22 protein-coding genes, 1 rRNA gene and 1 pseudogene are annotated in these 25,382 nt (G+C 69.8%); 10 read left to right on the forward strand and 14 right to left on the reverse strand.

Going from position 1 to position 25,382, the window contains the following annotated elements:
- Window positions 1–14: 14 nt before the first annotated feature.
- Window positions 15–797: a hypothetical protein gene (locus ACQKM2_RS10620; protein ID WP_427708385.1), complete on the forward strand. Its 783-nt coding sequence runs from the start codon at window positions 15–17 to the stop codon at window positions 795–797.
- A 64-nt stretch (window positions 798–861) separates the two neighbouring features.
- On the opposite strand, the gene aspS is transcribed toward ACQKM2_RS10620, so the two are convergent.
- Window positions 862–2,178: an aspartate--tRNA(Asn) ligase gene (gene aspS, locus ACQKM2_RS10625; RefSeq protein WP_427708387.1), complete on the reverse strand. Its 1,317-nt coding sequence runs from the start codon at window positions 2,176–2,178 to the stop codon at window positions 862–864.
- A gap of 369 nt (window positions 2,179–2,547) precedes the next feature.
- On the opposite strand from aspS, the pseudogene ACQKM2_RS10630 reads away from it, so the two are divergent.
- From ACQKM2_RS10630 to ACQKM2_RS10650, 5 genes and pseudogenes are all read left to right on the forward strand, one after another.
- Window positions 2,548–3,347: pseudogene (locus ACQKM2_RS10630) on the forward strand (creatininase family protein).
- A 551-nt stretch (window positions 3,348–3,898) separates the two neighbouring features.
- On the forward strand, window positions 3,899–4,048 hold the full coding sequence (locus ACQKM2_RS10635; protein WP_427708389.1) for a hypothetical protein: 150 nt from the start codon (window positions 3,899–3,901) through the stop codon (window positions 4,046–4,048).
- Window positions 4,049–4,223: 175 nt separating this feature from the next.
- Window positions 4,224–4,679: an NUDIX domain-containing protein gene (locus ACQKM2_RS10640; RefSeq protein ID WP_427708390.1), complete on the forward strand. Its 456-nt coding sequence runs from the start codon at window positions 4,224–4,226 to the stop codon at window positions 4,677–4,679.
- A gap of 325 nt (window positions 4,680–5,004) precedes the next feature.
- Window positions 5,005–6,552 (forward strand): Eco57I restriction-modification methylase domain-containing protein, encoded by a 1,548-nt coding sequence (locus tag ACQKM2_RS10645; protein WP_427708392.1) that lies wholly within the window; start codon window positions 5,005–5,007, stop codon window positions 6,550–6,552.
- Window positions 6,553–7,530 carry a BsuBI/PstI family type II restriction endonuclease gene (locus tag ACQKM2_RS10650; protein WP_427708394.1) on the forward strand — a complete coding sequence of 326 codons (978 nt, stop codon included), beginning with the start codon at window positions 6,553–6,555 and terminating at the stop codon, window positions 7,528–7,530.
- A 57-nt stretch (window positions 7,531–7,587) separates the two neighbouring features.
- Here the strand turns inward: ACQKM2_RS10650 and rrf are convergent.
- Window positions 7,588–7,704 (reverse strand): 5S ribosomal RNA (rrf, locus tag ACQKM2_RS10655).
- A 358-nt stretch (window positions 7,705–8,062) separates the two neighbouring features.
- On the opposite strand from rrf, the gene ACQKM2_RS10660 reads away from it, so the two are divergent.
- The 3 genes from ACQKM2_RS10660 to ACQKM2_RS10670 all read left to right on the forward strand — a co-directional run bounded on the left by ACQKM2_RS10660 (window position 8,063) and on the right by ACQKM2_RS10670 (window position 11,784).
- A complete protein-coding gene (locus ACQKM2_RS10660) occupies window positions 8,063–10,129 on the forward strand; it encodes an ATP-binding protein (protein WP_427708395.1) in 2,067 nt (688 codons plus the stop codon).
- A 68-nt stretch (window positions 10,130–10,197) separates the two neighbouring features.
- On the forward strand, window positions 10,198–10,758 hold the full coding sequence (locus ACQKM2_RS10665) for a nucleotidyltransferase domain-containing protein (RefSeq protein WP_427708438.1): 561 nt from the start codon (window positions 10,198–10,200) through the stop codon (window positions 10,756–10,758).
- Window positions 10,759–11,016: 258 nt separating this feature from the next.
- Window positions 11,017–11,784 carry a hypothetical protein gene (locus ACQKM2_RS10670; protein ID WP_427708397.1) on the forward strand — a complete coding sequence of 256 codons (768 nt, stop codon included), beginning with the start codon at window positions 11,017–11,019 and terminating at the stop codon, window positions 11,782–11,784.
- Between the two features lie 293 nt (window positions 11,785–12,077).
- Here ACQKM2_RS10670 and serS read toward each other — a convergent pair whose 3' ends face one another.
- The 12 genes from serS to ACQKM2_RS10730 all read right to left on the reverse strand — a co-directional run bounded on the left by serS (window position 12,078) and on the right by ACQKM2_RS10730 (window position 24,440).
- Window positions 12,078–13,370, reverse strand: a complete 1,293-nt coding sequence (gene serS / locus ACQKM2_RS10675) for a serine--tRNA ligase (protein ID WP_427708399.1) — start codon at window positions 13,368–13,370, stop codon at window positions 12,078–12,080.
- A gap of 99 nt (window positions 13,371–13,469) precedes the next feature.
- On the reverse strand, window positions 13,470–14,375 hold the full coding sequence (locus tag ACQKM2_RS10680) for a hypothetical protein (protein WP_427708400.1): 906 nt from the start codon (window positions 14,373–14,375) through the stop codon (window positions 13,470–13,472).
- Complete coding sequence (locus tag ACQKM2_RS10685; protein ID WP_427708402.1) at window positions 14,365–14,973, reverse strand: flavoprotein; 609 nt, start codon at window positions 14,971–14,973, stop codon at window positions 14,365–14,367. Before ACQKM2_RS10685 ends, ACQKM2_RS10680 begins: the two co-directional genes overlap by 11 nt.
- Window positions 14,970–16,292 (reverse strand): M16 family metallopeptidase, encoded by a 1,323-nt coding sequence (locus ACQKM2_RS10690; RefSeq protein ID WP_427708404.1) that lies wholly within the window; start codon window positions 16,290–16,292, stop codon window positions 14,970–14,972. The genes ACQKM2_RS10685 and ACQKM2_RS10690 overlap by 4 nt, the downstream gene beginning before the upstream one ends.
- The gene (locus tag ACQKM2_RS10695) at window positions 16,289–17,578 is read right to left on the reverse strand and encodes a M16 family metallopeptidase (RefSeq protein WP_427708406.1); all 1,290 of its coding nucleotides are present in this window, start codon (window positions 17,576–17,578) and stop codon (window positions 16,289–16,291) included. The genes ACQKM2_RS10690 and ACQKM2_RS10695 overlap by 4 nt, the downstream gene beginning before the upstream one ends.
- 83 nt (window positions 17,579–17,661) lie before the next feature.
- Window positions 17,662–17,811 (reverse strand): LxmA leader domain family RiPP, encoded by a 150-nt coding sequence (locus tag ACQKM2_RS10700; RefSeq protein ID WP_007264905.1) that lies wholly within the window; start codon window positions 17,809–17,811, stop codon window positions 17,662–17,664.
- A gap of 198 nt (window positions 17,812–18,009) precedes the next feature.
- Window positions 18,010–18,912 (reverse strand): T3SS effector HopA1 family protein, encoded by a 903-nt coding sequence (locus tag ACQKM2_RS10705; protein WP_427708408.1) that lies wholly within the window; start codon window positions 18,910–18,912, stop codon window positions 18,010–18,012.
- A gap of 1 nt (window position 18,913) precedes the next feature.
- The gene (gene lxmK, locus ACQKM2_RS10710) at window positions 18,914–20,029 is read right to left on the reverse strand and encodes a class V lanthionine synthetase subunit LxmK (protein ID WP_427708410.1); all 1,116 of its coding nucleotides are present in this window, start codon (window positions 20,027–20,029) and stop codon (window positions 18,914–18,916) included.
- Window positions 20,026–21,831 (reverse strand): hypothetical protein, encoded by a 1,806-nt coding sequence (locus ACQKM2_RS10715; protein ID WP_427708412.1) that lies wholly within the window; start codon window positions 21,829–21,831, stop codon window positions 20,026–20,028. Before ACQKM2_RS10715 ends, lxmK begins: the two co-directional genes overlap by 4 nt.
- On the reverse strand, window positions 21,828–22,532 hold the full coding sequence (locus ACQKM2_RS10720; protein ID WP_427708414.1) for an ABC transporter ATP-binding protein: 705 nt from the start codon (window positions 22,530–22,532) through the stop codon (window positions 21,828–21,830). Before ACQKM2_RS10720 ends, ACQKM2_RS10715 begins: the two co-directional genes overlap by 4 nt.
- A 9-nt stretch (window positions 22,533–22,541) precedes the next feature.
- Complete coding sequence (locus tag ACQKM2_RS10725) at window positions 22,542–23,285, reverse strand: class I SAM-dependent methyltransferase (protein ID WP_427708416.1); 744 nt, start codon at window positions 23,283–23,285, stop codon at window positions 22,542–22,544.
- Between the two features lie 138 nt (window positions 23,286–23,423).
- The gene (locus ACQKM2_RS10730) at window positions 23,424–24,440 is read right to left on the reverse strand and encodes an IS701 family transposase (protein WP_427708418.1); all 1,017 of its coding nucleotides are present in this window, start codon (window positions 24,438–24,440) and stop codon (window positions 23,424–23,426) included.
- 345 nt (window positions 24,441–24,785) lie between these two features.
- On the opposite strand from ACQKM2_RS10730, the gene ACQKM2_RS10735 reads away from it, so the two are divergent.
- The gene (locus ACQKM2_RS10735) at window positions 24,786–25,376 is read left to right on the forward strand and encodes a TetR family transcriptional regulator (RefSeq protein ID WP_427708420.1); all 591 of its coding nucleotides are present in this window, start codon (window positions 24,786–24,788) and stop codon (window positions 25,374–25,376) included.
- Window positions 25,377–25,382 lie beyond the last annotated feature (6 nt).

Below are 25,382 nucleotides of genomic sequence, written 5' to 3' on the forward strand. Positions count from 1 at the left end.
CCAGGGAGGCATCCGTGCACCCGCCGGTCTCCGTCACCGACCCGCACAACTTCACCGCCTGCTGGAGGCAGCCGCCGAACTTCCGCCTGCACGTCCCGTTCGACTACCTCTTCATGTCCGCCATCGACATCCTCGACCACATCCGCCGCGACGAGGAGGTGCGCTTCACGGTCCTCGGCGAGGACGACTGGCAGGTCCGCATGGACCGCACCGCGGCCTTCCGAACCGCTCCGGTCGAGGAGATCGCCACCTGGCCCTTCCGCCTCGTGCACTTCAACCTCGCCCGGTTCTACGGCGAGCTCCTCGACGGCTTCCAGGAGGAGGTCGTGATCCCCTGGCGTGCGTACCTCGCCTCCCAGGGCTTCACCTGGCAGCGGTGCGCGCCCATCCTCTTCCTGTCCTCCCACGGAGCCGCGTCGACGTACCACAACGACAACTCGCACGGTCTCGTCTGGCAGGTCCACGGCACCAAGACCTTCCACAGCTACCACAACCCCGACAAACACCTGACGGCTGAAGCCGCCGTCATCGGGGAGACCACCGCTGAGGAACCGCCGGCACACGACGAGGCCGAGCGGCAATCGGTGACCATGCACCCCGGTGACCAGCTGTGGAGCCACGCTCTGACCCCGCACTGGGTCACCACCGAGTCCCCGCTGGCGCTCAGCGTCACGCTGTCCCACGGCGGCCTGTGTCACCAGGGCCGCTACGCGGATCGCGAGCTGGCCCTCCGGTCCCACTGGGACAAGTACCCGGCCGAGGCGTGGACCCTCGACCTGGGACACACCCGCTACTGATCACGGCCCTGCCGCTGCCCCCACCGCCGAACCGGCGGCGGGGGCAGCGGCACGTACGGCTGCGTCAGGGGGTGAGGCGGTTCGGTCCGCGGAAGAGGAAGGCCGCCTCGCGGATGGAGTCCAGGCCGAGCATGACCATCAGGATCCGACCCAGGCCGGCGCCGAGGCCGCCGTGGGGCGGGCAGCCGAAGCGGAAGATGTTCAGGTAGTCCTGCATCGGCTCGGTGTCCATGCCCTTCTCCTCCGCCTGCTTCAGCAGGACGTCGGAGCGGTGCTCGCGCTGGGCGCCAGTGGTGACCTCCAGCCCCTTCCACAGCAGGTCGAAGCTGAGCGTCAGGTCCGGCTGGCCCACGGGGCGCATGTGGTAGAAGGGCCGGATGCTCGCCGGGTAGTGCGTGATGAACGCGAACTCGTGCCCGGTCTGCTCCTTCATGTGCGCTGCGATCCGGCGCTCGCCGTCCGGGTCCAGGTCCTCCTTCACCCCTTCGGGGTCCCAGCCGCCGGCCCGCAGGACTTCCTGGGCCTCGGCCATAGTGATCCGCGGGAACGGCGTCTCCGGAACCGCGACCTCGACCCCGAAGACCTCGCGGATCCGCTCACCGTGGACCTCGGTCACCTTGGCGATGGCGTGGGCGAGCATCTGCTCCTCGAAGGCCATCACGTCCTCGACGTCGTCGATCCACGACAGCTCCACGTCCACGCCGGTGAACTCGGTCGCGTGCCGGGAGGTGAACGACGGCTCGGCCCGGAAGACGGGGCCGATCTCGAAGACCCGGTCGATGCCGGCGGCCACCGCCATCTGCTTGTAGAACTGCGGCGACTGCGCCAGGTACGCCGACCGGTCGAAGTACCCGAGCTTGAACACCTCCGCCCCGGACTCCGAGGCGGTCCCCATCAGCTTCGGGGTGTGCATCTCGGTGCAGCCGTGCTCCATGGCGTACTCGCGCAGCCCCTGCTCCAGGGTGGTCTGCACGGTGAACACCAGCTGCGCGGTCTCCCGCTTGCGGACGTCGAGGAAGCGCCAGTCGAGCCGGTGCTCGGGCCCGGTGTGCTCGTCGATCGGCAGCGGCGTCTCCGCCAGGTTCAGCACCTCGACCGACTCGGGGACGAGCTCCAGACCGCCGAGCTTGACCTGGGCCGCGTCCACGACGCGCCCGGTGATCCGTACGGCGGATTCCGGGGTGAGGGACTCGAGCAGCTCCTCCAGCGGGCCGCCATCGCGCTTGTGGGTCACCTGGACCATGCCGGAGTGGTCGCGCAGGATCACGAACTGCATCTTGCGCTGCAGCCGGAGTGCGTTCACCCAGCCGGAGACAGAGACGGTCTGGTCGATGTGGCCGCGTAGGTCAGAGGTCAGAACGCGGCTCGTGGTGTGGATCATCGCAGCCCTCCAGGGGCGTCGTCATGATCCCTTGGGAGTGCGGGCGAGAAGGGAACTCGCGGTACCACCGCACTTTCGCCGCCGCCCGCGGGCGGCAGCCTCATTCAGCCCGATGACGGGGGCGAACCGGCGGGGCATTGGGCCAAGCGGCCGTTCCTCCCCGCGCTCAGGAGGGTCTTCACCTTCGGGCGCGAGTCCGCCTTCCCAGCTACCGGCGGCTCTCTCTGCTCGCGTGGTCCTCAGTTACTCGTCTCCATCAACGCGTTGCCCACGAGGATAGGGACGGCGTGGGACCCTCGCAACGCAATCAAGGCCGCAGCGAAGACTTGGCCGAATGACGCTCACAGGGGAGATCACAACGGCCGTGTAATGAATCCCGCGGCCTTCAGCATCGGAGTCGCTCGTACCACCGCAGGGCGCAAGACGAACCGTAATCAGCGCTTGTCGAGGAACACCGTGAGCCTTCTGCCGACTGCCACCAGCACGGACATTGAGGCCCAGCAGCCGCCAGTGGCTCTTCTCCCCATCGGCTCGTTCGAACAGCACGGCCCACACCTCCCGCTGATCACCGACACGGCAATCGCCTGCGTCATCAGCCAGGAGGTCGCCAACAGGTACCCCGTGCATCTGCTGCCGCCGATCACCATGTCGTGCAGCCACGAGCACGCCGCCTTCCCCGGCACGGTCAGCATCAGCGCCAAGACCCTCTACGTCGTGATCGACGACATCCGCGCGTCCCTCGCCCGCTCCGGCATCCACAAGCTGGTGATCGTCAACGGCCACGGCGGAAACTACGTCCTGTCCAACATCGTCCAGGAAGCCAACGTCGACGGGCCCGCGGTCTCCCTGTTCCCCGTAGGAGCCGACTGGGACCGAGCCGCGACAACGCCGGCCTCGTCTCCGACCGCCACGCCGACATGCACGCCGGCGAGATCGAGACGTCCATCCTCCTTCACGCGGCACCCGAGCTGGTCCGGGACGGGTTCGCCGATGCCGACCACGACGGCGGCAACCGTCCCTTCCTGCTGGTCCAGGGCATGAGTGCGTACACCGAAACCGGTGTGATCGGCTTCCCGTCCCACGCGACTGCGGCTAAGGGCAAGGCCGTACTGGCCAGCCTGGCCGACAGCTTCGCGGGTCACCTGGAGATCCTCGGCCTCAGTGACTGAAAACCAGCCAACACCTGTAACCGAAGGGTCCCGCTTTGACTCCTGCGCCACAGAGCTTCCCGGTCGGCTCGATCGTCCTGTACCTGGGGAACCGCGCCAATGTCACTGGTCACGCGGCCGACGGCAACATCGAGATACGAATGCTCAGCACCGGAACCGAGCTATCCCTCCCGCCGGACAGACTGACCTCCCTGACGCCACCTGCTGCTGTGCGGCCACCACTCTCGCGGGCCGGCCTGTTCGCCGGTGCCGGACTCATAGCCGTCCTCGCCTTGGCATTCCTTCTCGACTCCGGTGGCAACGACCCGGATGAGGCCGCTTCGGCGACTCCGCACGTGTCGGCGGTACCTCCAGCACTGAGGAGCCCCTCGGCGGTTTCGCCAACGAGTGCGGAAACGCCACAGACCGATGGCACTCCCACCCCACGCGTGGCCCCCAGCTACGGCGCCGGAGTGCCCGCATGGGTGAAGCACGTCCAGGACGTTGAGGCGGCCTACATCCTGCCCGGCAACCCTGCCGAAGAGGACCCAGCCGACCGCAGGGACTCAGTCGTGATCAAGTACACCAGCGGCGATGCCGGCCAGCGCTGCACCGCGATGCGGGCCTTGGCTGGGACCGAGCACGGTGTCATCGCTTACACCCCGACCGGGATGGCGGTGGATTCGAACGACTGCCTCAGCGTGAAGCTCGGTGCACCCTGATTAACCACGCCTCCGTAGCCCAGCTCTGATCTCATTCGGCCCCGTTCGGGACGGTCCGGCCGAGACCAGGCACCAGCGTCGGCCTGCCCATGCCGTGGCTGATCTGGCCCGCAGGCTGGGTATCGTCGCGGGCAGTTAGAGTCCGAACCGTGAGCGAGAACGAGCACGAAGCGAAATGGCCCGCCCCCGCATGGCAGCGGGCGCTCTCTTCTTCGACGAAGAAGATCGAGTCCTGCTCGTCGAGCCGTCCTACAAGGACTATCGCGACATCCCCGGGGGCTACGTCGAGGAGGGGGAGTCGCCCTGGCAAGCCTGCGCGCGCGAGGTCCAGGAGGAACTGGGCATCGCATCGCACATCGGCCGCCTCCTTGTCGTCGACTGGGCACCGAACGCCGGAGAGGGGGACAAGGTCCTCTACCTCTTCGAAGGCGGCCGCCTGAGCGCCGACGACCGCCGTCAGATCGCCCTGCAAGCGGACGAGCTCCGCGGCTACGACTTTCACGACGCCGACCGGGTGCCGGAACTCACCATCCCCCGCCTTGCACGCCGAATCGCGGCAGGCATCGAGGCCCGAGTGAACGGCCTGACCGCCTACCTGGAACACGGGGAGCCGCCAGGAGCACGTTCCTGACCGCATTCGCGCTCCGGACACTCTTGCCGCCCACCAAGAGAGCGGCACCCCTGCGCGTCTCCGACTACGCATTGGCCACGAGGATAGGGACCTTGCAAATCCCTGCAAATCCCCCGCAACGGAATCACAGCGCTGGTACGCGACCCGGCCGAATCACGCCTTCGTCTAGGCCTCCACCTGCACCATCGCCTCGACCCAGGGTTGGCGTGATCTTCGAAACCGGCTCGGGTCGTGACTTGCTCCCCCGTGGCTCGCCACGAACACCAGCCCCTCCTGTTATCCACAGGCGGGCAGGGCTGGAGCCACTGCTGGCTAGGCTGTGTCTATGGCAACAGGAGCACCAGAAGCGGCGACGGATCTTGTGATCCGCACGGAAGCGCGCAGGCAGGAATCGTCCTCGGCATTGGACGCTAAGCAGCGTGCGAAGCTCGGCCAGTACTTCACCCCTGCCCCTGCTGCGGACTTCATCGCCTCCCTCGCCAGGTTGGAAGCGTCTGAGACGATCCGCGTTCTGGATCCTGGTGCTGGTGCCGGCTCCCTTACCGCCTCCCTTGTCCTGCGGATCTTGCGCGAGCAACCGCGGTCGCGCATCTCTGTCACGGCATGCGAGGTGGATCCGCAGCTGCATGCGACTCTGGCTGCCACGCTCGCCGACTGCGTCAGCACGGCGGAGGCAGTGGGCGGTTCCGTCGAGGTGAACCTTGTACCTGGCGATTTCATCGCATGGGCGACCGAGGACGAAGGCTTGTTCACCGAGACGCGAGAGCGTTTCGACCTGGTGATCATGAATCCGCCCTACAAGAAACTGGCTGCAAACTCGCGAGAGCGTAGGGCGGTTACCGAGAAATGCACCGAGACATCAAATCTTTACTCGGCCTTCATGGCGCTTGGTGTCCATCTGCTGGCGCCTGGCGGTCAGTTGGTGGCGATTACACCTCGGAGCTTTGCTAATGGGCCCTACTTCCGTCCGTTCCGGAAGTATTTCCTGGATCGAATGCATCTCGACCATGTGCATGTGTTCGAAGCGCGCAATAAAGTCTTCGCCGACACTGATGTGCTGCAAGAGAACGTCATCTTCTCGGCGACGCGAACCGATGCTAATGACCGGGGTCCTGTAACGGTTTCGACTAGCAAGAGCTACTCGAGCGAGGTTCGAAGTCGCAGCGTTCGTTATGCGGAGATGGTCCATCCGGAGGATCGAGAATTCTTTATTCACATCAGCGCTGACGAAGAGGACACTGAGCTTGCGCAGGCCCATGCCGCCCTGCCGGCCGCCCTTGCTGACCTTAGCTGTCAGGTCTCTACCGGGCGTGTGGTCGACTTTCGGAGTAAGGAGCACCTCCGGCCTGACCCCGTCCCTGGGTCTGTTCCTTTGATCTATCCCTTGCATATGCGCGAGGGCGGGATTTCTTGGCCTGTCCCGGGGGCAAAGAAGAACAATGCCATCATGCTCAACGGGGAAACTGAGAAGATGACGTTCCCTCGCGGATATTACGTCGTAGTGAAGCGCCTCTCTTCCAAGGAGGAGAAGCGTCGTGTGGTGGCTGCCGTGTTCGACCCAAGCCAGGTCCCTTGCGAAAGAATTGGGTTCGAGAACCATGTGAACGTCTTCCATGAGGGTGGCGAAGGCTTGCCCGAAGACGTCGCGAGAGGTCTCTGCTTGTGGCTGAATTCAACGCTGCTGGACCGGTTTATTCGGCGGTTCAGTGGTCATACCCAGGTAAATGCTACAGACCTGCGAAACCTTCGCTACCCCAACCGAAAGCAGCTCTCCGAGATTGGTCGGGGCTGGGATAGTGGTGTCTGGCTGGGGCAAGAAAAGATCGACGAAGTTGTAGAGCGGAACATCGAGAAGGCGGAGACTGGAAACTAAATGGCTGAGCAGACCGTCATCGAATTCAACGGAGGCGCGCGTGAAAATAAGCTTACGGAAGCCCGGAGGCTTCTTGAGCTTCTTGGTTTCGACTCCGAACGCTCCAACGAGCGCTCGGCCTATGTGCTCCTAGCTCTCCTGGAACTCGGCCCTGATCAGGACTGGACGCAAGCCGAAAAGTCGATGCTTCGGACTGTGCAGATCATGCAGTGGCTGCGCGAGTTTTACAAGAAGGATTACGCGGCAAATAGTCGCGAGACGATCCGCCGATTCACGCTGCACCAGTTCGTCGATGCTGGCCTCGTTGTGCAGAATCCCGATCAGCCGGACCGGCCGGTGAACTCGCCGAAGTGGTGCTACCAGATAGAGCCTGCTGCCCATGACCTAATTACATCGTTCGGGCAGGAGGGGTTCGATGAGCGGCTTGCTGAGTACCTTGACCAGCGCCCGGGTCTTCAGGCGTTGTACGCGCGGGAGCGGGAGATGAACAGGATCCCGGTCCAGCTTCCTGGGGGAAAGAAGATTGACCTCAGCCCCGGGGGGCAGAACACCCTGATCGTGCAGATCATCAACGAGTTCTGCGAGCGCTACACGCCCAATGGTGAAGTGCTCTATGTTGGCGATGCTGACAACAAATGGGCAAGCTTCGAAGAAGGTTCACTCGCGAAGCTCGGTGTCACGGTCGATTCGCACGGAAAAATGCCGGACGTTGTTGTCTTTCTTCGGGATCGAAACTGGCTCGTCCTGATTGAAGCGGCGTCCTCTCATGGCCCGGTGGATGCCAAAAGGCACCGGGAGCTCAGTGAACTCTTCCGGGGTTCATCGGCTGGCCTCGTCTTCATCTCGGCACTCCCGTCGCGTGCCGAGCTGCGTAAGTACCTCAAGGAAATCGCTTGGGAGACGGATGTCTGGTGTGCCGATAACCCCACACATCTGATTCACTTTAACGGTGAGCGGTTCCTGGGTCCGTACAGCTAGGATCGGCGCAAAAAAAGGGGCCGTTTCGCATCTTGCGAAACGGCCCCTTTGAGTTTAATTCGGCGACGACCTACTCTCCCACGAGGTCCCCCTCGCAGTACCATCGGCGCTGGCAAGCTTAGCTTCCGGGTTCGAAATGTTACCGGGCGTTTCCTCGCCGCTATGGTCACCGAAAATCTGGTGAGCGCTTCCTAGCGTAGAAGCACTTTCGTTGGCTGAGTATACAGGCGGCTAGTGGTCGCTGTGCACCAGGCTTGTACTGCCGTCCGGGCCGACAGCGCTGGTTGAGGGGGGCGACGGCGCTCCGCCCCAGCCGATGGGCTGGTCGCGGCCGGTTCTTGGGAGTCCCCGAACTGGCAGGTGGTGGCCGGACGGTCGTGGTGCGCGGCCAGTAATGGGTGAGAACCGGCCAAGTGTGCCGCTTAGCGCCGAGGATATCTAGCCACTCGGCCTGCGCTGTGCGTGCAGCTGGCTACGCTGCGTGCCTGCCGAGATCTTGTGACGCGGGCGGATCTGACCCGAAGGAGGACGCTTGAACACACATCTGCGCTTCGCGCCGGAGATCCTGATCCGCCTGGGGGAGGAGCTGATCCCGCACCCCGACCTTGGGGTGATTGAGCTCGTCCGCAATGCGTATGACGCGGATGCGACGAAGGCCCTCGTTCAGCTCCACAACGCCACCCAAGCCGGCGGCACCCTTGTGGTTGAGGATGATGGCGACGGCATGACGGCCGAGGACATCCGCGAGGGCTTCCTCCTCATCGGGAGGTCTCAGAAGTCCAGTGCAACGGACAGCCACTCCAAGCGCCGTCGTATCGGCGAGAAGGGGTTGGGCCGTCTGGCGGCACTGCGCCTTGGGCGCCGGGTTGAGCTGCTGTCCCGCCCGCGTAGCGAGCCCGGCGTAGAGCACAGGCTCGTCATCGACTGGTCCGACTACGACTCGGTTGGCTCGGTCGAGGAGGTCGAGCTCACAGTTGTAACGCAGGCGACAGCGAAGAAGCCCGGCACCTCATTGACTGTGCACCAGCTGCGGCAGGGCTTCGACAAGGAGCAGATGGATCGGCTTGCCCGTGCCATGCGCTTGCTCACCGGGTTCTTCAATGACGAGGACACAGGTTTCACCGCGACGCTCATCGCGCCTCAGTTCGACCGGGTCTCGGACGCAGTCAATCGAAGCTTCTTCGACGAGTATGAATTCAAGCTCGAAGCCAATCTCGACGAGGAGGGGTACGCGAGTACCGTCCTTTACGACTGGAGAGGCCGCGCAATTACCCGAGGGGAGCACGTCGACATTGCGCCGGACAGCCGTGAGGGGCGACTCCAGCCCCCTCTGAGGTACCAGGCGCCGGCGGCGTCCTTCGAGCTGTGGATGTTCCTGCTGGACAAGCGCTCGTTCGAACTTCGGGGCTCGAAGAATCAGTTTGCTGCTCTGCGTCCGTGGCTCAAGGTCGTCGGTGGCGTTCACCTTTTCCATCGAGGCTTGCGTGTGCATCCCTACGGCGATCCGGGCTTCGATTGGCTGGACCTGAACCTCTTGCGGGCCCGCAACCCGCAACTTCGGCCCTCCACCAACAACAGCATCGGGCGTGTATCGATCGATGACCCGGATGGCCTTCTCATCCCGAAGACAGACCGGATGGGGTTTCAGGAGAACGCCGCGTTCATTGAACTCCGTGATTTTGCCCGAGGCGCCACGGAGTGGGCAGCAAGGGAACGAAAGAGGATCCGAGACGGTGCCAAGCTAGGGATTCCTTCTCCCGCTCAGCGCCCTTCGCCGGCCCAGCGCCCTGCGCTTGCCCCTATCACTGACCGCCCAGAGGTAGCCAGGAGCTCGGCGGACGACCCTAGGGCTTGGGACCCAGCACCGCAGCCGGAGCTGTTGACGCTGGCGCCGAGTCTGCCTGCGCAGCGCGACGAGGCACCCTTGCCAGCGATGCGACCGGAGCATCTCTTGTACCGGTCCCTCGCCACTGCTGGGATCCTTGCTTCCGCGTTCGGGCGTGAGGCAGCAGCGGGGAGCGATGCCAGCGAAGTAGGCCGCGGGGTGATCGACCTTGCGGGAATCGCTGCGCGAGCGGCCCGGTCGGATGGTTTCCGCGTAGACATCGTCGACCTGAATGAAGTAGTCAGCAGTGCCTTGGGTGCGATGCGTCCCCAGCTGGAGCGACGCGGCATCTCTATCAAGGAGGACTACTGGGAGGAGCCGGTTCGTGTCGCGGCCGCGGTGTCGGACCTGGAGGCTGTCATCTTCAATCTGGCCGCCAACGCCATGAACGCATTTGCGCGTGCCGGCGATCTGTTGGGGGATCGAGCACTACGGGTCCGGACTCGGGTGGAGGAGGGCCGCGCGGCTCTCGACTTCTCCGATTCAGGTCCGGGGATTGTCGACGTCGACGTCGCACACATGTGGCGTCCGGGTGTAACCGGGTCGGGGACCGAGAGCACCGGCCTCGGCCTGACCGTCGTCCGTGATGCCGTAGCTGACATGTGCGGCAGGAGGTCGGTGGTTGAAGATGGGGATCTCTCGGCCGACGCGTACGGGGAGTTGGGGGGCGCGACCTTCCGGATCTGCCTTCCTATGCGGGCCGCTGGGGAGTAGATGGGGATGGGGCGGAGCCTGTGACGAGCGGTGATCTCGGGGAGTGGAGCCCTGCTCCCTCATCGGAGATGGCAGGGCTCTTCAAGGGAGGTGACTTTCCGTGGTGGATCGCTGGCGGTCGGGCGATCGAGCTCTTCATCGGCCACGAGCTGCGGATGCACGGAGACCTAGACGTTCTTGTGCTGCGGCGCGATCAGGCACGGGCCCAGGAGTGCTTGGCGGGCTGGGATCTTCACGTTGCAGATCCTCCAGGCAGCCGGAAGCTCCGGAGGTGGGGCCTCGGCGAAGCCCTCGAGGAACCCCTTCACGACATCTGGTGCCGCCGCAGCCCGGCGGAACCGTGGTCGGTGCAGCTCATGCTCGACGATGCCGTTGGCGGCGAATGGGTATCGAGGCGTGACCTGCGGGTCCGGATGCCCATCGAGCGTCTCAGCCGCTTCGCTGAGAATGGAACCCCATACCTCACCCCCGAGGTGCAGCTTTTTTACAAGGCAAAAAACACCAGGGAGAAGGACGAGGTGGACTTTGAAGCGGTGCTCCCGCTTCTGAGCAGGGACCAGCGGGCGTGGTTGGTCGGTGCTCTCGAGATAACCCAACCGGGGCACCCCTGGGGGCGGAGACTGCATTAGAAGGTCGACCTCCCCAGGGCCAACGGGCCTATGGTCAGGCCTCGAGCGCGAGGGTTTCGGGGTCAAGCCCCGTTCTGTGGTGGATGGTGCTCTGCGAGCTCGCAGCACGGGCCTGATGGGCAGTCGGATCACGCTTTAGGGTGAAGGATCAATCGTCGCGTCCCGGGTCGCGCCGTCGGTCACGTAGCTTCCCCGTCGGCCGCGCAGGCGCATCAGCTTTGTAGGCCCCGTACGCGTCTGGTCCTCCGAGGGGAATCGATGGCCAAGCTCACTGAAGAGCAGAAGGCGAAGCGTGCAGCCGCGCGGGCCCGCCGTGAGGCTCTTGCCGCCGAGAAGAAGGATCGCCGGGACACGGAGCGGCGTGAAACATGGGCGCGTGAAGGGACACGGCTCACCTGGGACGAGTACAAGGCCGGGGTGCCATGTCGAGGTTGTGGCGAACCCATGTATGACGGGCTGGGGGACTGGCCGGGGCTCATGTATCTCACCGAGGAGGAGAAGCGTGACCACGAGGCGATGGAGAAGCGCTTCCAGCAGCTGCACCCAGACTGTAAGAGCAGCCGCTGGGGCACCAGCGGGTCACGCGTGACTCACTGCTTTCTCTGCTGTCCACTACCGCCCGTGGGGCCGGCACAGATCGAGAAGCTCAGTCGGATCTTTCGGTCCTTCCCCTCTGCCGAGGAACGCAAGAAGGACCTGGACGCCTGGGAGCTGACCCTCACCTGCGATCACGTGACCACCTTCATCCAGCACCGGGAGCACACGTACGTCCGACGGGTGGTCGACTGCCCTGACTGTCAGACGCGACGTGGGGTTGTCGAGAGCAAGCGGCTCGGACCCGCCTATACCGACGATGGCGTGGAGGCAGCCCGGAGTGAGGTGGAGCAGGCACGTCTTGTTGCTGAGCTGACCCAGGCGAAGGAGCAGCTCCGACGCCAGCATCAGCGTGCTGCTGCAACGAGCAGCCGGATCGAGGAGCTCCAGAAGCAGCTCAGCCCGACTGCCCGAGGCGACGACATTGCGTGAGCGCTGCGTGAGCGGACTGGGTGGGACAGGGTGGATTGGGCGGCACGAGGGTTAAGGGGCGTAGGTCTCTGACCTGGGGAAACGGGATTCTGTGGCACCTCCCGGCACTAGTCAGGATGATCTTGTGGGGCCTCGTAATGCGTAGGTCTCGGGTTCGAATCCCGAAGGCGGCTCCATCCTGAAGACCCAGGTCACCATCCGTGACTTGGGTCTTCTGTTTTTCCGTGGAAGCGGCTGAGTTCCGTTCGGCGGGGCAGGCGACCCCAGGGCGCAGTGCCCTGGGGTCGCCTGTCCTACGCCTCCGGGGTGCCGTCCGCCTTGATCCGGCGGAAGCCGAGGTACGGGACGAGGGATTCGGGGAGCACGAGGGAGCCGTCCTCCTGCTGGCACTGCTCCAGGAGCGCGGCCAGGGTGCGGCCGATGGGCAGGCCGGAGCCGTTGAGGGTGGCGACGGGCTTGGGCTTGCCGTCCTCGCCTCGGGTGCGGATGTTCGCGCGGCGGGCCTGGAAGGTGCCGAAGTTCGAGACCGAGGAGATCTCCCGGTAGGTGTTCTGGCTCGGGATCCAGACCTCGATGTCGTACGTGAGCCGGGCGGAGAAGCCCGTGTCGCCGGCGGCCAGCTTGACCACGCGGTAGGCGAGGCCGAGTTCCTGCAGGCACGCCTCGGCGTGGCCGACCATCGTCTCCAGCTCGGTGTCCGCCGTCTCCGGGTCGACGATCCTGACGATCTCGACCTTGGCGAACTGGTGCTGGCGGATCAGGCCGCGGGTGTCGCGGCCGTAGGAGCCGGCCTCGGAGCGGAAGCACGGGGTGTGCGCGGTCAGCGCCAGCGGCAGCTCGGCCGGCGGGATGATCTCGTCGGCGTAGAGGTTGGTCAGCGGTACCTCGGCCGTCGGGATCAGGAACAGCTCGCGGTCGGCGACGCCCGTCTTGAACAGGTCCTCCTCGAACTTCGGCAGCTGGCCGGTGCCGGTCATCGTCTTGCGGGTGACCAGGTACGGGACGGCGTGCTCGACGTATCCGTGGCGTCGGGTGTGGAGGTCGAGGAAGAGGGTGGCCAGGGCCCGCTCCAGGGCGGCGCCGGCGCCGCGGGAGACGGCGAAGCGCGGGCCCGAGAGCTTCGTGGCGCGGGCGAAGTCGAGGATGCCGGTGGCCTCGCCGAGGTCGACGTGGTCCTTCGGCTCGAAGGAGAAGGCCGGCGGGGTGCCGACGCGGCGGATCTCCACCGCGTCGGCGTCGGAGTCGCCGTCGGGAGCCGCGTCGTCGGGCAGGTTCGGGATGGTCAGGAGGAGCTCGCCCAGCTCCTGCTGGACCTGCTCCTGCTCGGTCTCGATGTCCCGGATCCGGTCCTTCAGCTCGCGGGCGCGCTCCTTCAGCTTGGAGATGTCCCCGCCCTGCCTGGCCGTCTGCTGGACCTCGCTCGCGACCCGCTTGGACTCCGCCCGCAGGTCGTCGGCGGAGCGGATGCCCTGGTTGCGCCGGGACTGGAGGTCTTCCAGCCGGGCCAGGTCCAGGGTGTAGCCGCGACGAGCGAGCCGACGGACCGCTTCGGCACCCATGTCGATCAGGGCGCGGGCATCATGCATGAGGAAGATCCTTCTTCTCCGGCGAGCGGGACGGGGAAATCGGATCGACGGTAGCAACCCCCGGCCACCGACAGCTCGGCGATGCCGCGGCGGTGGCCGTTACGCCGGCGGGGTGAGCGGGGCGAGTACGGAGCGGGGGTCGTCGGTCAGGGCGGCCAGGGCGTCGGCGTACGCGCTGACGCCCGCGCTCCAGCCGACGCTGCCGGCGAAGTCCAGGAGGTGTGCCGTGCGGCGCAGGGTGGCGCTGCGGCACAGGAGGACGTCGTCCGGGGCGGCGCCGTGGGCGGTGAGGAAGGCGCCGGCCATGAGCCGGAACGGCGAGGGCGCGGACGGGTCGGGGAGGTTGCGGGCGGCCACGTCCGCCATCTCGGCGAGCTCGCCCAGGAGCCAGCCCGCGTCGTGCTCGGGTCTTCCGCGGGACAGGGTCTCGCCGGTCAGCAGCACCGTGTGGCGGCCGTCCGGCGCGGGGACCGTCAGCCCCAGGGACGGTTCGCCGTGGAGCAGCGCGTCGTCCGGGCCGCCGGGGGCGGCGTCCCGGCACCACTCGGCGAGGGTGCCCAGCCGGGCGGGCCCCAGCCGGTCCGTACAGAGCCGGTGGAGCCGGACCGCGCCTTCCGGGCCGGCGCCGGTGCGGAGCCACCGGCCGAGCCGGTCGAGGGCGGGCGGGGGTCCCGCGGTGCCCGGCGGGAAGGGGTGCCGGCCGATGTCGCGGAGGGCGTGGGCGACGGCTTCCATGACCGGGCCCAGGGCGAAGGGCGCGGGGGCGGGCGGCCAGACGGTGCGGGCCAGGGACGTGGCGCCCGGGGCGGTGTAGGAGGCCGTCTCCGTCTCGGTCTCGGTGTCCCAGTCGAAGGTGGCCGCCGCGACGTTCGGGGAGGGGAAGGGATGGGCGAACCGGTGCGGCGGCGTGCCCGTCAGGTCCGTCCGGTGCCAGAGGTAGCTGCCGTCCGGGGCCGTGAAGATCCGGGTGCGCAGCCGGCCCGTGCCGTATTCCTCAACCAGCATGGGCCGCGCGCTTCCGTGCCAGTGCGCCGATCACCACGGGCAGCGGCGGCGGCACGGCGGCGTCGTCGCGTCCGGTGGTGATGCTGCGGCCGGGGGTGGTGGGGACGACCACCACGTTCGGGCGGGCTCCGAGGGACTTCAGGTGGTGTTGCAAGGTCACGTTCTCCTGCCCGCCCGGAGGGAGCGCCGGAGCCACCGCTATGGGGGCGCGGGTGCACTGCAGGGCGAGCATGGCCGGGGTGTCCGCCATGCCGGTGGCGAAGCGGGCGATGAAGTTCATGGTGGCCGGATAGACGATCGCCGAGTCCGCCCACTGGGCGAGTTCGACGTGCCGGGCGGTGGTCGTGGCCTCCTCCGGCCAGACGTCGAGCAGCACGTCGCCGCCGCCGAGGGCGGCCAGCGCGGCCCGGCTGACGAAGCGTTCGGCGCTGCGGGTGACGACGATACGGGTCTCCAGGCGCGGGTAGGCCAGCCGGAGCCAGCCCGCCCAGGTGGGCAGGTGGGCCGCGTGGACGGCGCCCGTCGCGACGAGGAGCAGCCGTTCGGCGGTGAACTCCGGGACGGGCACGCCGCCTGCGGGGACTTCCTCGTGGGTCACGTCTGCTCTCCTGCTGCCTCGAATCCGAACCGGGTCAGGGACGGCCCCGCGGCCGCCGGGTCGCCGAGGACGACGCCCGCCTGCGGGCCGGGGCCGAAGAAGTCCCGGCAGGCCGCGGCGACCTCGTCCGAAGTCACCTCCAGGAGCTGCCGGGGGTACTCCTGGATCCAGTCGGTGCCCACGTCCCAGCAGCACAGCGAGGCCAGGAGGTTGGCCAGGTCCGACTGGGAGGCGGTGGCGGTCAGCAGAGAGCCCCTGAGGTACGTGCGGGCGCCGTCGATCTCCCGCGGCGTCGGCGGGCTCTCCACCAGCCTCGTCAGCTCGGCGAGGACCTCGGACACCACCAGCCCGGTCGACGGCGTCCCGCAGACCACGTCGGTCACCGTGGACGGGGAGCCGAGGGTGCGGTCGAAGCGCGACAGAGCGTGGTAGGCCAGGCCCCGCCGCTCGCGGATGTTGGCCACCAGCCGGGAGGAGAAGTACCCGGCGAACACCGCGTTGGCCACGGCGAGCGCGGGGTACCGGGGGTCGTCGAAGGGCACGGAACGCCCGGACAGCGCCACGTGGGACTGGGCGGCCCCGGGGCGCGGGACCAGCCGCATGCGGCCGGCCGGCGCCGGCCCGGGGCGGACGGGTGCCGCGGCGCCCGCGGGCAGGCCGGCGAAGGCCCGGGCCACGGTGTCGGCGGTGGTGCCGGCGTCGATGTCCCCGACGACGATCACGCGGGCCTCGCCGAGCGAGAGGCAGGTGCGGTGCGTGTCGAGCACGTCGTCCGCCGTGAGGGCCGCCACGGTGGCGGCCGGCGGCCACGCGCCGAAGACCGGCAGGTCGCCGTACCGGGCCCGGTTGAGCTCGCGCAGGGCGATGCGCTGGGGCTGGGCGTCGAGGATCGCCAGGGCCTGGGACAGCCGTTCGCGTTCGCGGGCGAGGCGGTCCTCGGGGACGGCGGGCGCGGCCAGCCAGGCGGCGGTCATCGCGAGCATCCGGTCGAGCCCGGCGGCGGGCACGTGCCCGACGACCGTCAGCCACTCCGCCATGCGCTGAGCCTGGGGCCGGCCGGTGGTGAAGGCGGAGTCCCAGGGGACGTCACGGCCGTCCAGCCGTACGGAGCCGGTGAAGGCCGTCGTCGTGAGCAGCTCGGCCGCGGCCGACCGTACGGGGTCGCCGGCCGACAGCGGGACGAGGACGCGGACCTCGACGAGCGGGGCGCCCTTCCTGGGCACCGCGAAGATCCGCAGGCCGGAGGGCAGGTGCCGCTCGACCACGCGGGGGAGGGCGAGGGGCTTCTCGGGGTGGAGCGGGGGCAGGGGCCGCGTCACGGTGTTCCTCCGGCGTCGCGCGTGTGGACCAGGAGTGCGGCGGGTGCGCTGCCGGCCAGGCTCCCGGCCGCGTCGCGCACCGCGCCGGGACCGAGGGCCTCCAGCTGCCCGGGGAGGTCCACCGGCAGAGACGGCTCGTCGTGGAGCAGGGCCGAGGCGCCGACGGCCCGCGCGAAGGCGAGGAGGTTGTCGTGCCTGCGGTGCCACCGTGCGACGGTCCCGCCGATCGCGGCGGCCATCTCGGCGTCGTCGGGCCCCGGTCCGGCGAGGTCCTCCAGCGCCGCCGCGACCGCGCCGGTGACCTCCCGGTGCCGGACCGAGGGATGACGGGCCGTCACGACGAAGGTGTCGGGGTCGCGGGCGTCGAACGGGCCGAAGAACCCGCACTGGGCGGTGGCGGTCGTGAGGTCGACGCCCCGGGCGAGGGCCCGCTGCCGCAGCCGTCCGGACGGGCCGCCGAGCAGCGCGGCCAGGGCGATGTGGCCGAGGTAGCGCTCGCGTTCGGCGGCAGGGTCGGGCAGGCGGTAGCCGACGGCGGTGGCGGGCAGCGGGGCCCGCGGGTCGATGTGGTCGCCGGTCCTGGGACCGGACGGCCAGGGTTCGGCCAGGTCCTGCGGGGCTGCCGCCGGCCGTGCCGGGATGTCGCCGAAGTGCCGGGCGACCCATTCCAGGGTCCGGGCCGGATCGATGTCGCCGACGATCGTGAGCACGGCGTTGGACGGCGTGTAGTAGCCGTCGAAGAAGGCGGCGCACTCCTCCAGCGTGGCGCGGTCGAGGTCGATGAAATCGCCGTAGCCGTTGTGCGCGTTGCAGAATTTCCGGAAGAGGACCGAAGGGAGGTTCGTCCAGGGAAATCCGCCATAAGGGCGGTCGTGGACGTTGAGCTTTATTTCCTCCTTGACCACCGCCAGCTGGGTGTCAAGGGAATTCTGGGTGAGCCGCAGCGTCCGCATTCGGTCCGCCTCGAGGAAGAGAAGCCGTTCGAGGGCCGACGCGGGAGCGATCTGGTAGTACTCGGTGTAGTCCTGGCGGGTGGAGCCGTTGGCCGTTCCGCCCGATCCCTGCACGATCGTGAAGTGCTCGGAGCGTCCGACGTTCTCGCTGCCCTGGAACATCAGGTGCTCGAAGAGGTGGGCGAACCCGCTGCGCCCTTCCGGCTCGGACCGGAACCCCACGTCGTAGTGCACGCAGACGGCCGCCAGCGGGGCCGTGCCCCGTCGGCACAGCACGACGCGCAGGCCGTTGGGCAGGGTGAAGCGGGAGGGGGATTCGAGATCCTCCGGCATGACGTGGGAACTCCCTCTTCGGGCCGAGGCCCGGGCGGCGTCCGAAGGACGGGCCCGGGCCACTGGCGGATCGGCGCTGAAGGTCAGCAGCCCCAGCCGACGGTGATCGTGATGCAGATCTCCGACGAGGTCACCGTGGTGGTGATGGCCGGCGCGTCGGTGGCCTCGGAAGCGGCGAGCTCCTCCGGCGTGGTGTAGGCGGCGTAACCGGCGATGAGGTCCATGGAGTCCATTGGGATTCCCCCTTGATAAAGAATTCGATGAGCGGTTTCCCGTTTGGGCCCCGCCCTTCTGGCGTTTCCAAGTAGATCATCATCCGGAGTCCCGGCGATCAATCTGTGGGCCGCGTCACGGGGTTCGGCTGCTACTTAGGAAGGTTGCCCGGCATTCCGTGCGGGAGTGGCGCGACTTAGGGAAGTCGAATGCGCTACTTAGGGAAGTCGAGGGGAATCCATATTTCTGTGGAGCTCCTCGTGGTCGATATTCGCGGCGGTCAGCTGCTCCCGCAGGCAGTCGTCCAGCGTGCGGCCGGCCCCGGCGGCGTGCGCCAGCAGCGCGTCCGCGACGGCGGCGGCGCGGTGCTGCCCGAAGCTCATCCCCCGCATGCCCGGCCGGGCGTCCTCGGGTTCCCAGGCGATGGCGATGCCGGGAGCCAGTTCCCTGGCGAAGGAGGAGGTGGGGGCCGTCAGGTGGGGCGCGTCGGGCCGCGGTACCGCGGCCGCGACGACCGAGGCGCCGTGCCAGGCGTCCTCGCCCAGGTAGACCACCAGGCCGTCCCGGCGCGGGAACAGCCGGCGGGACGAGGTCACCTTGGCCCGGTAGGGCACCCCGTCGCGCTCCAGCGCGCCCAGCACCTCCCCCCAGGTCCGTACGGCCTCCTCCGGGGTCCGCACGTGCACGTACACCCGCAGCAGCGGCCGCCGGGACGAATGCCCCCGCGACCCGTCGACGAGGAAGAAGCCCGGGGAGAGGCCGGGGCGGCGGGCGGGCATCCGCACCCGCGGCCCCACGACGTCCGGCTCCGGAACGCGTACGCGCACCCCGTCGACCAGCACCAGGCCGTCGCCGTCGAGGCGGGCGGCGGCCATCGTCGTGTCGTGCGGCGTGGCCGCGCCCAGCAGTTCCTCGAACAGCGGGTCCCGGTAGGTCCGGGGCCGCTCCTCGGCGAAGGCGTGGCCCACGTGGAACGTCTCGTAGAGCGCGGTGATCAGCTTCTGGCGGAGCCGGCCGGCCGTGTCCGCCGTGATGCCGCGGTCGCCGACGCGGGCGCTGCGGGTCCCGGGGTGCACGCGCACGTCCGACAGGAGTTCCGCGAGGTGGGGGAAGGCGTCCATCTCAAGCCTCCAGGCCGAGGACGGTGGTGAACTTCTCGGGGTGCAGCACTGCGGAGCGTCCGATGCCGGCGGCCGCCCGGTCGATGGCGGTGAGCCGCGGCCGCTGCTCGGCGGAGGCGAACATCCGGTCGATGAGGTGCCAGCCGGCGAAGGCGGTGGCCCGGACGGGCAGGCCGGGGTCGGCGGACGCGGCGGCGGACGTGGCGGGGGCGGACGTGGTGGCCGCCCGGTAGCCCGCCCAGAAGGCGACGTTGCGCGTCCGCAGCCGGTTCAGCTCGGCCACGCCGCGCTCGACCACGTCCTGGTGGGAGAGCTGCGGACTCGGGCCGCTCAGCTCCGCGTCCTTCGACGGGATGTCGAGCACGGCGCGGTGCAGCCACTCGCCGACGAACGCGCCGACGTCCCGGGCCGGATCGGCCCTGCGGAACTCCTCCCAGTCGCACAGGCGCAGCCGTCCGCCGTGCAGCAGGAACTGGTCGAGGCGCAGGTCGCCGTGGACGAAGGAGGTCGGTGCGGCCGTCTCCTCGGCGCGCAGCCGGCGCAGCGCGCCCGCGAGTTCGGTGTCGCGCTGCAGCATCCCCCAGGCTTCCAGCGAGGCCCCGCTCGCCTGGGTGTGGTAGGCGAGGGGGAGCGCTTCGAAGAACTCCAGCGGGGGGAGCAGGATCGGGTCCGGCTCGGCCGTCCCGGGGCCCCGGGCGGGCAGGGCGTCCGCCGGGAGGGAGTGCAGCGCGCCGATCATCTCCCCGGCGCGGCGGGCGAGTTCGTCGTCGAACTCCTCGTCGGAGGCCAGGTCGGAGCCGGAGCGGGCGCCTTCGAGCCACTCGAAGACGACCAGCAGCTCGTCGGCGTCCCAGCCCAGGCACTCCGGCGAGGCCAGTGGCCCGCCGAGGGCGGCGGCCGCTTCCTCGTAGGCGAGCTGCCGGCGGAAGCGGCGGGCCGCGTCCGGCTGCCGGGCGTCCAGCTGCTTGACGAAGACGGCGCGGCCGGTGGTGGTCCGGCCGGCCGCGTTCCGGTTGCGGCCGGTGGGCCCGTCGCCCTGCGGCGGCGGCAGCAGGCCGAGCCCGAGCCGCTCCAGGAGGCCCTGCACGGCGGGTGTTGTGGCGAGATCGTCGGTCATTTCAGCCTTGTGATGAGGTAGGCGCGCAGTCTTCTGCCCGCGTTTCGTGGGGGCCGGCCGGGCGGAGCGCCGTGCAGCCGGTGGGCGGTGCGCCGCGCCCACCACATGCCCGCCGCGCCGACCAGGAGCAGCCAGCCGAGGTGGCCGGCGCCGGCCTGTTGGGCGCGGTCGGCGGTGACCAGCACCGGGGCGGACAGCACGAGCGCGGCCAGCGGGCCGCGCGCGTACCAGAGCCCCGTCTGGAGCGCGGCGGTGTTGCCCATGGGGGTCTCCGCGCCGACCAGCAGGTGGGTGGGGACCGTCCCGCGGTACGAACTGACCAGCGCGGCGGCCACCATGGCCGGCACCGCCGCCACCAGCACCGCGAGGGACGGTGTCCCCCGGCCGGTGAGCCAGGCCGCGGCGGTGCCCGCGCCGAGCCAGCCCAGCAGCAGGGCGCACGGCACCCAGGCGTGCCGCAGCGCGAGGGCCCGGAACTCCCAGGGGAGGTTGGCGGAGCGGCGGGCGTCGTCGCTGTCGAGGCGGGCGGGCTCCGTCAGCTGCGCCGCCGCCAGGTACTCGGCGACGAGGGCGGCCGCGCACAGGGCGGCCTGCCCGTCGGGCGGGGCGTGGTGGGCGGCGGCGCCCAGGCCGAGTGCCGCGGCGCCCCACAGGGCCGCCCACAGCAGGCGACCCGGGGCGCGCAGCAGTCCGGTGGCGTCGCGCCAGGGCACGATCAGCCACCGGCTGCGGGGCACGGGCAGCCGCAGCAGCGGTCTGGCGCGCTGCCCCCGCGTGCCGCGCGCAGCGGAACGGGCCTGGCGCAGGTCGAGGGAGTACACGGAGGCGGAGACCCGGGACGCGACGGTGGCGCGGGCGCGGAGGGCCTCCTCGGGGACGTCCGGGGTCGCGCGCCGGGCGAACAGCAGCGCGGCGAGCGTGAACGCCGCGGACAGGGCCGTCCCGGCGGGCCAGCCCGGGGTGGGGTGCCCGGCCGCGTCGACGAGCGGCTGGGCGGCCCACCCCCAGGGGCCGGACCACAGGACGAGCGTGCCGCCGGGGCCGCCGGGGCCGCGCAGCACCGCGTACGCGCAGAGCGCCACCGCGCCCGCCGCCAGCGTCCAGGTGACCCCCTGGAACCGGACGGCGTTGCGGGCGACCGCGCGGTCGTGGCGTTCGACGAGCAGCCCGGCGGCCACCGCGGTCAGCGCCGCGGCGGTGCCGGCCCACGCGCCCGCCGCGGTCAGCGGCAGCCAGGCGGCGGAGCCCGCGATCGAGAGCAGGTAGCCCAGCACCCCGCCGCCGGCCAGGCCGATCGCGGCCGCGCGGAGCGCGGCGGCGCGGAACCGGGGCAGCAGGAGCGGCCCGCGCAGGACGGGCAGGGGCAGCAGCCACGAGACGGTCGGCAGGTCCACGAGCACCGGGCCCCGCCAGACGGCGCCGCGGGCGGCGTGGACCACCACCAGCGTCAGCAGCGCGGGCACGGCGACGGGGAGGCCCGCCAGCAGGTGGTCGGAGGTGCTGCCGTGCCACTCACCGCGCCGTCCGGCCCCGGCGGCGGCGATGAGGAGGGGCACCACCCAGAAGGCGGTCCCCAGGGCGACGCAGTACAGCACGAAGGCGTTGCTCCTGCGCTTGCCCAGGCGCGTCGCGGTGCGGGCCTCGTGGAGGAACGCCAGCGTCTCGTCCGTGCGCCGGCGCAGGTCGGCGCCGGTGCCGGTGCGGTCGTCGGTGCCGGCGCCGGTGGTGGTGCGGTCGTCGGCGGTGCGGCCGGTGGTGGCGCGGTCGTTGGTGGTGCGGTCGGTGGTGTGCCGGGAGTTCACCGGTCCCCCCTGACCGGGGCCACGGTGGCCCGTCCGTCCTCCAGGGTGAGCACGTGGTCCGCCACGGCCGCGGCCAGCTCGTCGTCGTGGGTGGCGAGCAGGATCGCCACTCCCTGCCTCTTGTGGGCCGTGAGCCGTTGCGCCAGCTCCACGCGGGCCCGGGCGTCCAGCCGCTGCTCGGGCTCGTCCAGCACCAGCAGGTCGTGCGGCCGTACGAAGGCCGAGGCCAGCAGCAGGGACTGGGTCTGCCCCGACGAGAGCGCCGAGGGCCGGGATCCGGCGTGGCCGGCCAGCCGGTGGCCGGCCAGTACCCGGTCGACCGTCTCGCCGGCGCGGCGGCCGAGTCCGTGTCCGACGGCGACCAGCATCAGGTGCTCGCGCACCGTCAGGTCCGGATAGGCCGAGCCGGCCTCCATCACGGTGGCCACCCGGGCGCGGGTGCGGGGCGAGTCCTCGTGCAGGGGCTCGCCGTCGAAGCGGACTTCGCCCGACGTGGGCTGCTCGCGGCCGCACGCCAGCCGCAGGAGGGTCGACTTCCCCGATCCGTTGTCCCCCACCAGTACGGTGCACTGCGCCGACGCCAGCTCCATGGTGACCGCGCGCAGTACGCTCCGGTCCCCGTAACTGCGGCTGACGTCGGTCAGCCGGAGCAGGCTCCTGACCGGAGCCGCCTTGCGCGTCGCCTTCCGGGTCGCCTTCATGTCCGGTGCCTACTTCGGGTCTTCGACGGCCTCGTACACGGAGACGTGGCGGTGGCTGTTCGCGTCGAAGGCCTCTCCGCGCCAGCCGCCGCGGCGCTCCACCAGCCGCAGGCCGGCGAGGCGCGCCATCAGGTCGATCTCGGTGGGCCAGGCGTAGCGGATGACTTCCTGGGTCGGGCGCGGCACCCCGCCGTCGACGACGGTGTGGATGACGAGGATCAGCTGCCGGTCGCGCATGACGTGCGTGCTGTCGACCATCACGGAGGTGGGGGAGAGGTACCGGGTGCTGGTCTTCTCGCCCTCCTGCTGGTGGAAGGCGCGCGGTTCGAACGCCTCGATGACCACGCGGCCGCCGGGTGCCAGCTGCTCGCGCATCCGCTGCATGCACTGGACCTGGGCGTCGGCCGTCGTCGGGGCGAAGAAGGTGTTGAGGGCGATGAACACCACGTCGAACTCTTCGCCGGTGCCGCCGGTGGTGAAGTCGGCGGCCGTGGTGGCGACCTTCCCCTCCGGGTCCCGTGCCGCGAGCTTCTCCAGCATCTGCTCGGAACCGTCGATGCCGTGCACGGTCAGGCCGCGCTCGGCGAGCGGGATCGCGATCCGGCCGTTGCCCACGCCGAGTTCGAGGACGCGGCCGCCCTCCGGGGCCAGGTCGGCGATGAAGGCGACGGCGTCCGATATGTCCGGCGAGGCGGGCGGGTACATCAGGTCGTAGACATCGGCCAGGGCGTCGTAAGTGGTGGCGGAATCCATGGGTTTCTCTTTCGGAAGGGGCGTGCGGTGGTCGGTCTGCGCCGCCGCGGGAAGGGCGGCGGTGGTCGGTCTGCGCCGCCGCGGGAAGGGCGGCGGTGGTCGGTCTGCGCCGCCGCGGGAAGGGCGGCGGTGGTCGGTCTACGCCGCCGCGGTAAGGGCGGCGAGGTGGTGCTGCGGAAGGTCTGTCGGGGCGGCCTGGCTGCTGTAGGCGTAGGCGGCCGAGACGAGCGTCATGTGGTGGTGCCAGCCCGGGAAGGAGCGGCCCTCGAAGTCGCCGAGCCCGAGATCGCTCTCCATGTACCGCACGGCCTCCCGGGCGAGCCCCAGGGTCCGGGTCAGCGCGAGCAGTTCCTCGGTCCGGGCGTGCGGCATGTTGGTGATCCAGGTGCGCTGCGCGGGCCGGCCCGCGCGGCCGCGGGTCGTGAAGGCGCGGTACGCGCCCGGCCCCTGGTCCGCGCGCACCGGCCCCGGCAGCGCCGTCGCGGCGCGGGCGAGGGGCAGGTGCGCGGGGACCGCCACCACGAAGTCGTGGCCGCGGTGGGCGAGGCCGCGGACGAAGGCCTCCGCGCCGGGGCGCGAGGACGTGTCGGCCACGACCGGTACGGCGGGCAGCCGGGTGTGCGCGGCCAGCGCGTCCACGAGGCCGAGGGCCTGCTCCTCGGCGGAGCGGTGGCCGATGCCGTCGGGGATGCGGACCCGGCGCCTGCGGACGGGGTCCGCGGTCCAGCACTCGGGCAGGTACAGCGTCCAGTCGACCGGCAGCGCCCCGTGGCCGCCGGCCAGGAACAGCCCGGTGCCGACCTGTCCGTTGACGGAGCGCCCGTCGACCGGGCTGAAGCGGCGGTGCACCCCGCAGGAGTGGTCGCCGCGCTTGCGCAGGACCACGTCGTCGAGCACCCAGGCGCGGGGGGCGGTGTGCTCCTCCGCCCAGCGCGTGAGCTCCCGGCGGACCGGTTCCCAGTCCCACGGGCTGGCGTTGACGAACTGGTGCAGCGACTGGAAGGCCGTCTCCCGGTCCGATACGGCGGCGGCGAGCCGCCGCACCGTCTTCTTGCCGGACGTGCCGAGCAGCCCGCGCAGGTACACCTCGGCCCATCGGCGCTGGTCGGTCCGGCGGAGGCTGCCGAAGGTGGCCTCGGCGAACACTGAGATCATGCAAAAACAATAGCGAACGTTCTGTTTTTTTCCAGGGGTGATCCACGGCGGCGGACTACTTCGGCAAGTCGGCGGGAACGACGCCCGTTGAGGGGGCGTCAGGTGTCTCGCGGTTCGAGACAGGCCCGGAATCCGGCACGTTTTTGGCAACTAGGCCTTGCCGGAGGGCCCGGTGTTTCGCAGGCTGGCCACCGCGGGCGGCGCGGGGGTGACCGCCGGCGCACGACATCCACGTACGCACGCACACAAACCACCCACGCAAGGCACCCACGCCAAGCACTCGCGCAGGACATCCACGCAGGGCATCCACGCGCGACTGATCCGGGTGGGCGACATCGGAGACACATGGTGAAGCAGGAGAGGGCGGTCCGGACGCGCAACACCGCGGTGCAGGCGGCCGCCTCGGAGTTCTACCGCGCCGGATACGGCGGCACGTCGCTGAAGGCCATCAGCCAGACCGCGGGCATCTCCATGGGCGCCGTCACCTTCCACTTCGACAGCAAGGCCGAACTCGCCGAAGCCGTCGCCGAGGAGGGGTGCTCGGCGGTGCGGTCGGCGCTCGACGAGGCGGCCGGGCGGCGCCGCGGGAAGGCCCTGGACGACCTCGGGAGCCTGCTGCTGGAGCTGGCTCGCCTGCTGCGGGACGACGTCACCGTGCGCGCGAGCGCCCATCTGGCCCGGGAGCTGCCCGACGTCGAGGACTGGACCTCCCTGTGGCACCCGGTCGTGGCGGGGCTCGCCCAGGAGGCCCACGAGCGGGGCGAACTGCACGCCCCCGCCGACCCGGCGAGCGTGACGGCGCTGGTCGCGCACCTGCTCTGGGGCGCCGAGGCCACGCTGCGCGGCGCGTACCCGGACGGCCAGGGCGCCGCGCTGGACCAGCTGGAGGGCGTCTGGCTCCTCGTCCTGGAGGGCATAGGCCCGGACGCGCCGTAGGCCGTC

It is taken from the genome of Streptomyces sp. NPDC004126 (genome assembly GCF_050275515.1).
Taxonomy (GTDB): domain Bacteria; phylum Actinomycetota; class Actinomycetes; order Streptomycetales; family Streptomycetaceae; genus Streptomyces.

Bases quoted from the DNA above. Each gene is read 5' to 3' on its own strand.
- aspS (WP_427708387.1), bottom strand. From the start codon at position 2,178: ATGATCCACACCACGAGCCGCGTTCTGACCTCTGACCTACGCGGCCAC.
- ACQKM2_RS10640 (WP_427708390.1), top strand. From the start codon at position 4,224: ATGGCCCGCCCCCGCATGGCAGCGGGCGCTCTCTTCTTCGACGAAGAA.
- ACQKM2_RS10645 (WP_427708392.1), top strand. From the start codon at position 5,005: ATGGCAACAGGAGCACCAGAAGCGGCGACGGATCTTGTGATCCGCACG.
- ACQKM2_RS10650 (WP_427708394.1), top strand. From the start codon at position 6,553: ATGGCTGAGCAGACCGTCATCGAATTCAACGGAGGCGCGCGTGAAAAT.
- ACQKM2_RS10665 (WP_427708438.1), top strand. From the start codon at position 10,198: ATGGCAGGGCTCTTCAAGGGAGGTGACTTTCCGTGGTGGATCGCTGGC.
- ACQKM2_RS10670 (WP_427708397.1), top strand. From the start codon at position 11,017: ATGGCCAAGCTCACTGAAGAGCAGAAGGCGAAGCGTGCAGCCGCGCGG.
- serS (WP_427708399.1), bottom strand. From the start codon at position 13,370: ATGCATGATGCCCGCGCCCTGATCGACATGGGTGCCGAAGCGGTCCGT.
- ACQKM2_RS10680 (WP_427708400.1), bottom strand. From the start codon at position 14,375: ATGCTGGTTGAGGAATACGGCACGGGCCGGCTGCGCACCCGGATCTTC.
- ACQKM2_RS10695 (WP_427708406.1), bottom strand. From the start codon at position 17,578: ATGCCGGAGGATCTCGAATCCCCCTCCCGCTTCACCCTGCCCAACGGC.
- ACQKM2_RS10700 (WP_007264905.1), bottom strand. From the start codon at position 17,811: ATGGACTCCATGGACCTCATCGCCGGTTACGCCGCCTACACCACGCCG.
- ACQKM2_RS10705 (WP_427708408.1), bottom strand. From the start codon at position 18,912: ATGGACGCCTTCCCCCACCTCGCGGAACTCCTGTCGGACGTGCGCGTG.
- lxmK (WP_427708410.1), bottom strand. From the start codon at position 20,029: ATGACCGACGATCTCGCCACAACACCCGCCGTGCAGGGCCTCCTGGAG.
- ACQKM2_RS10720 (WP_427708414.1), bottom strand. From the start codon at position 22,532: ATGAAGGCGACCCGGAAGGCGACGCGCAAGGCGGCTCCGGTCAGGAGC.
- ACQKM2_RS10725 (WP_427708416.1), bottom strand. From the start codon at position 23,285: ATGGATTCCGCCACCACTTACGACGCCCTGGCCGATGTCTACGACCTG.
- ACQKM2_RS10730 (WP_427708418.1), bottom strand. From the start codon at position 24,440: ATGATCTCAGTGTTCGCCGAGGCCACCTTCGGCAGCCTCCGCCGGACC.
- ACQKM2_RS10735 (WP_427708420.1), top strand. From the start codon at position 24,786: ATGGTGAAGCAGGAGAGGGCGGTCCGGACGCGCAACACCGCGGTGCAG.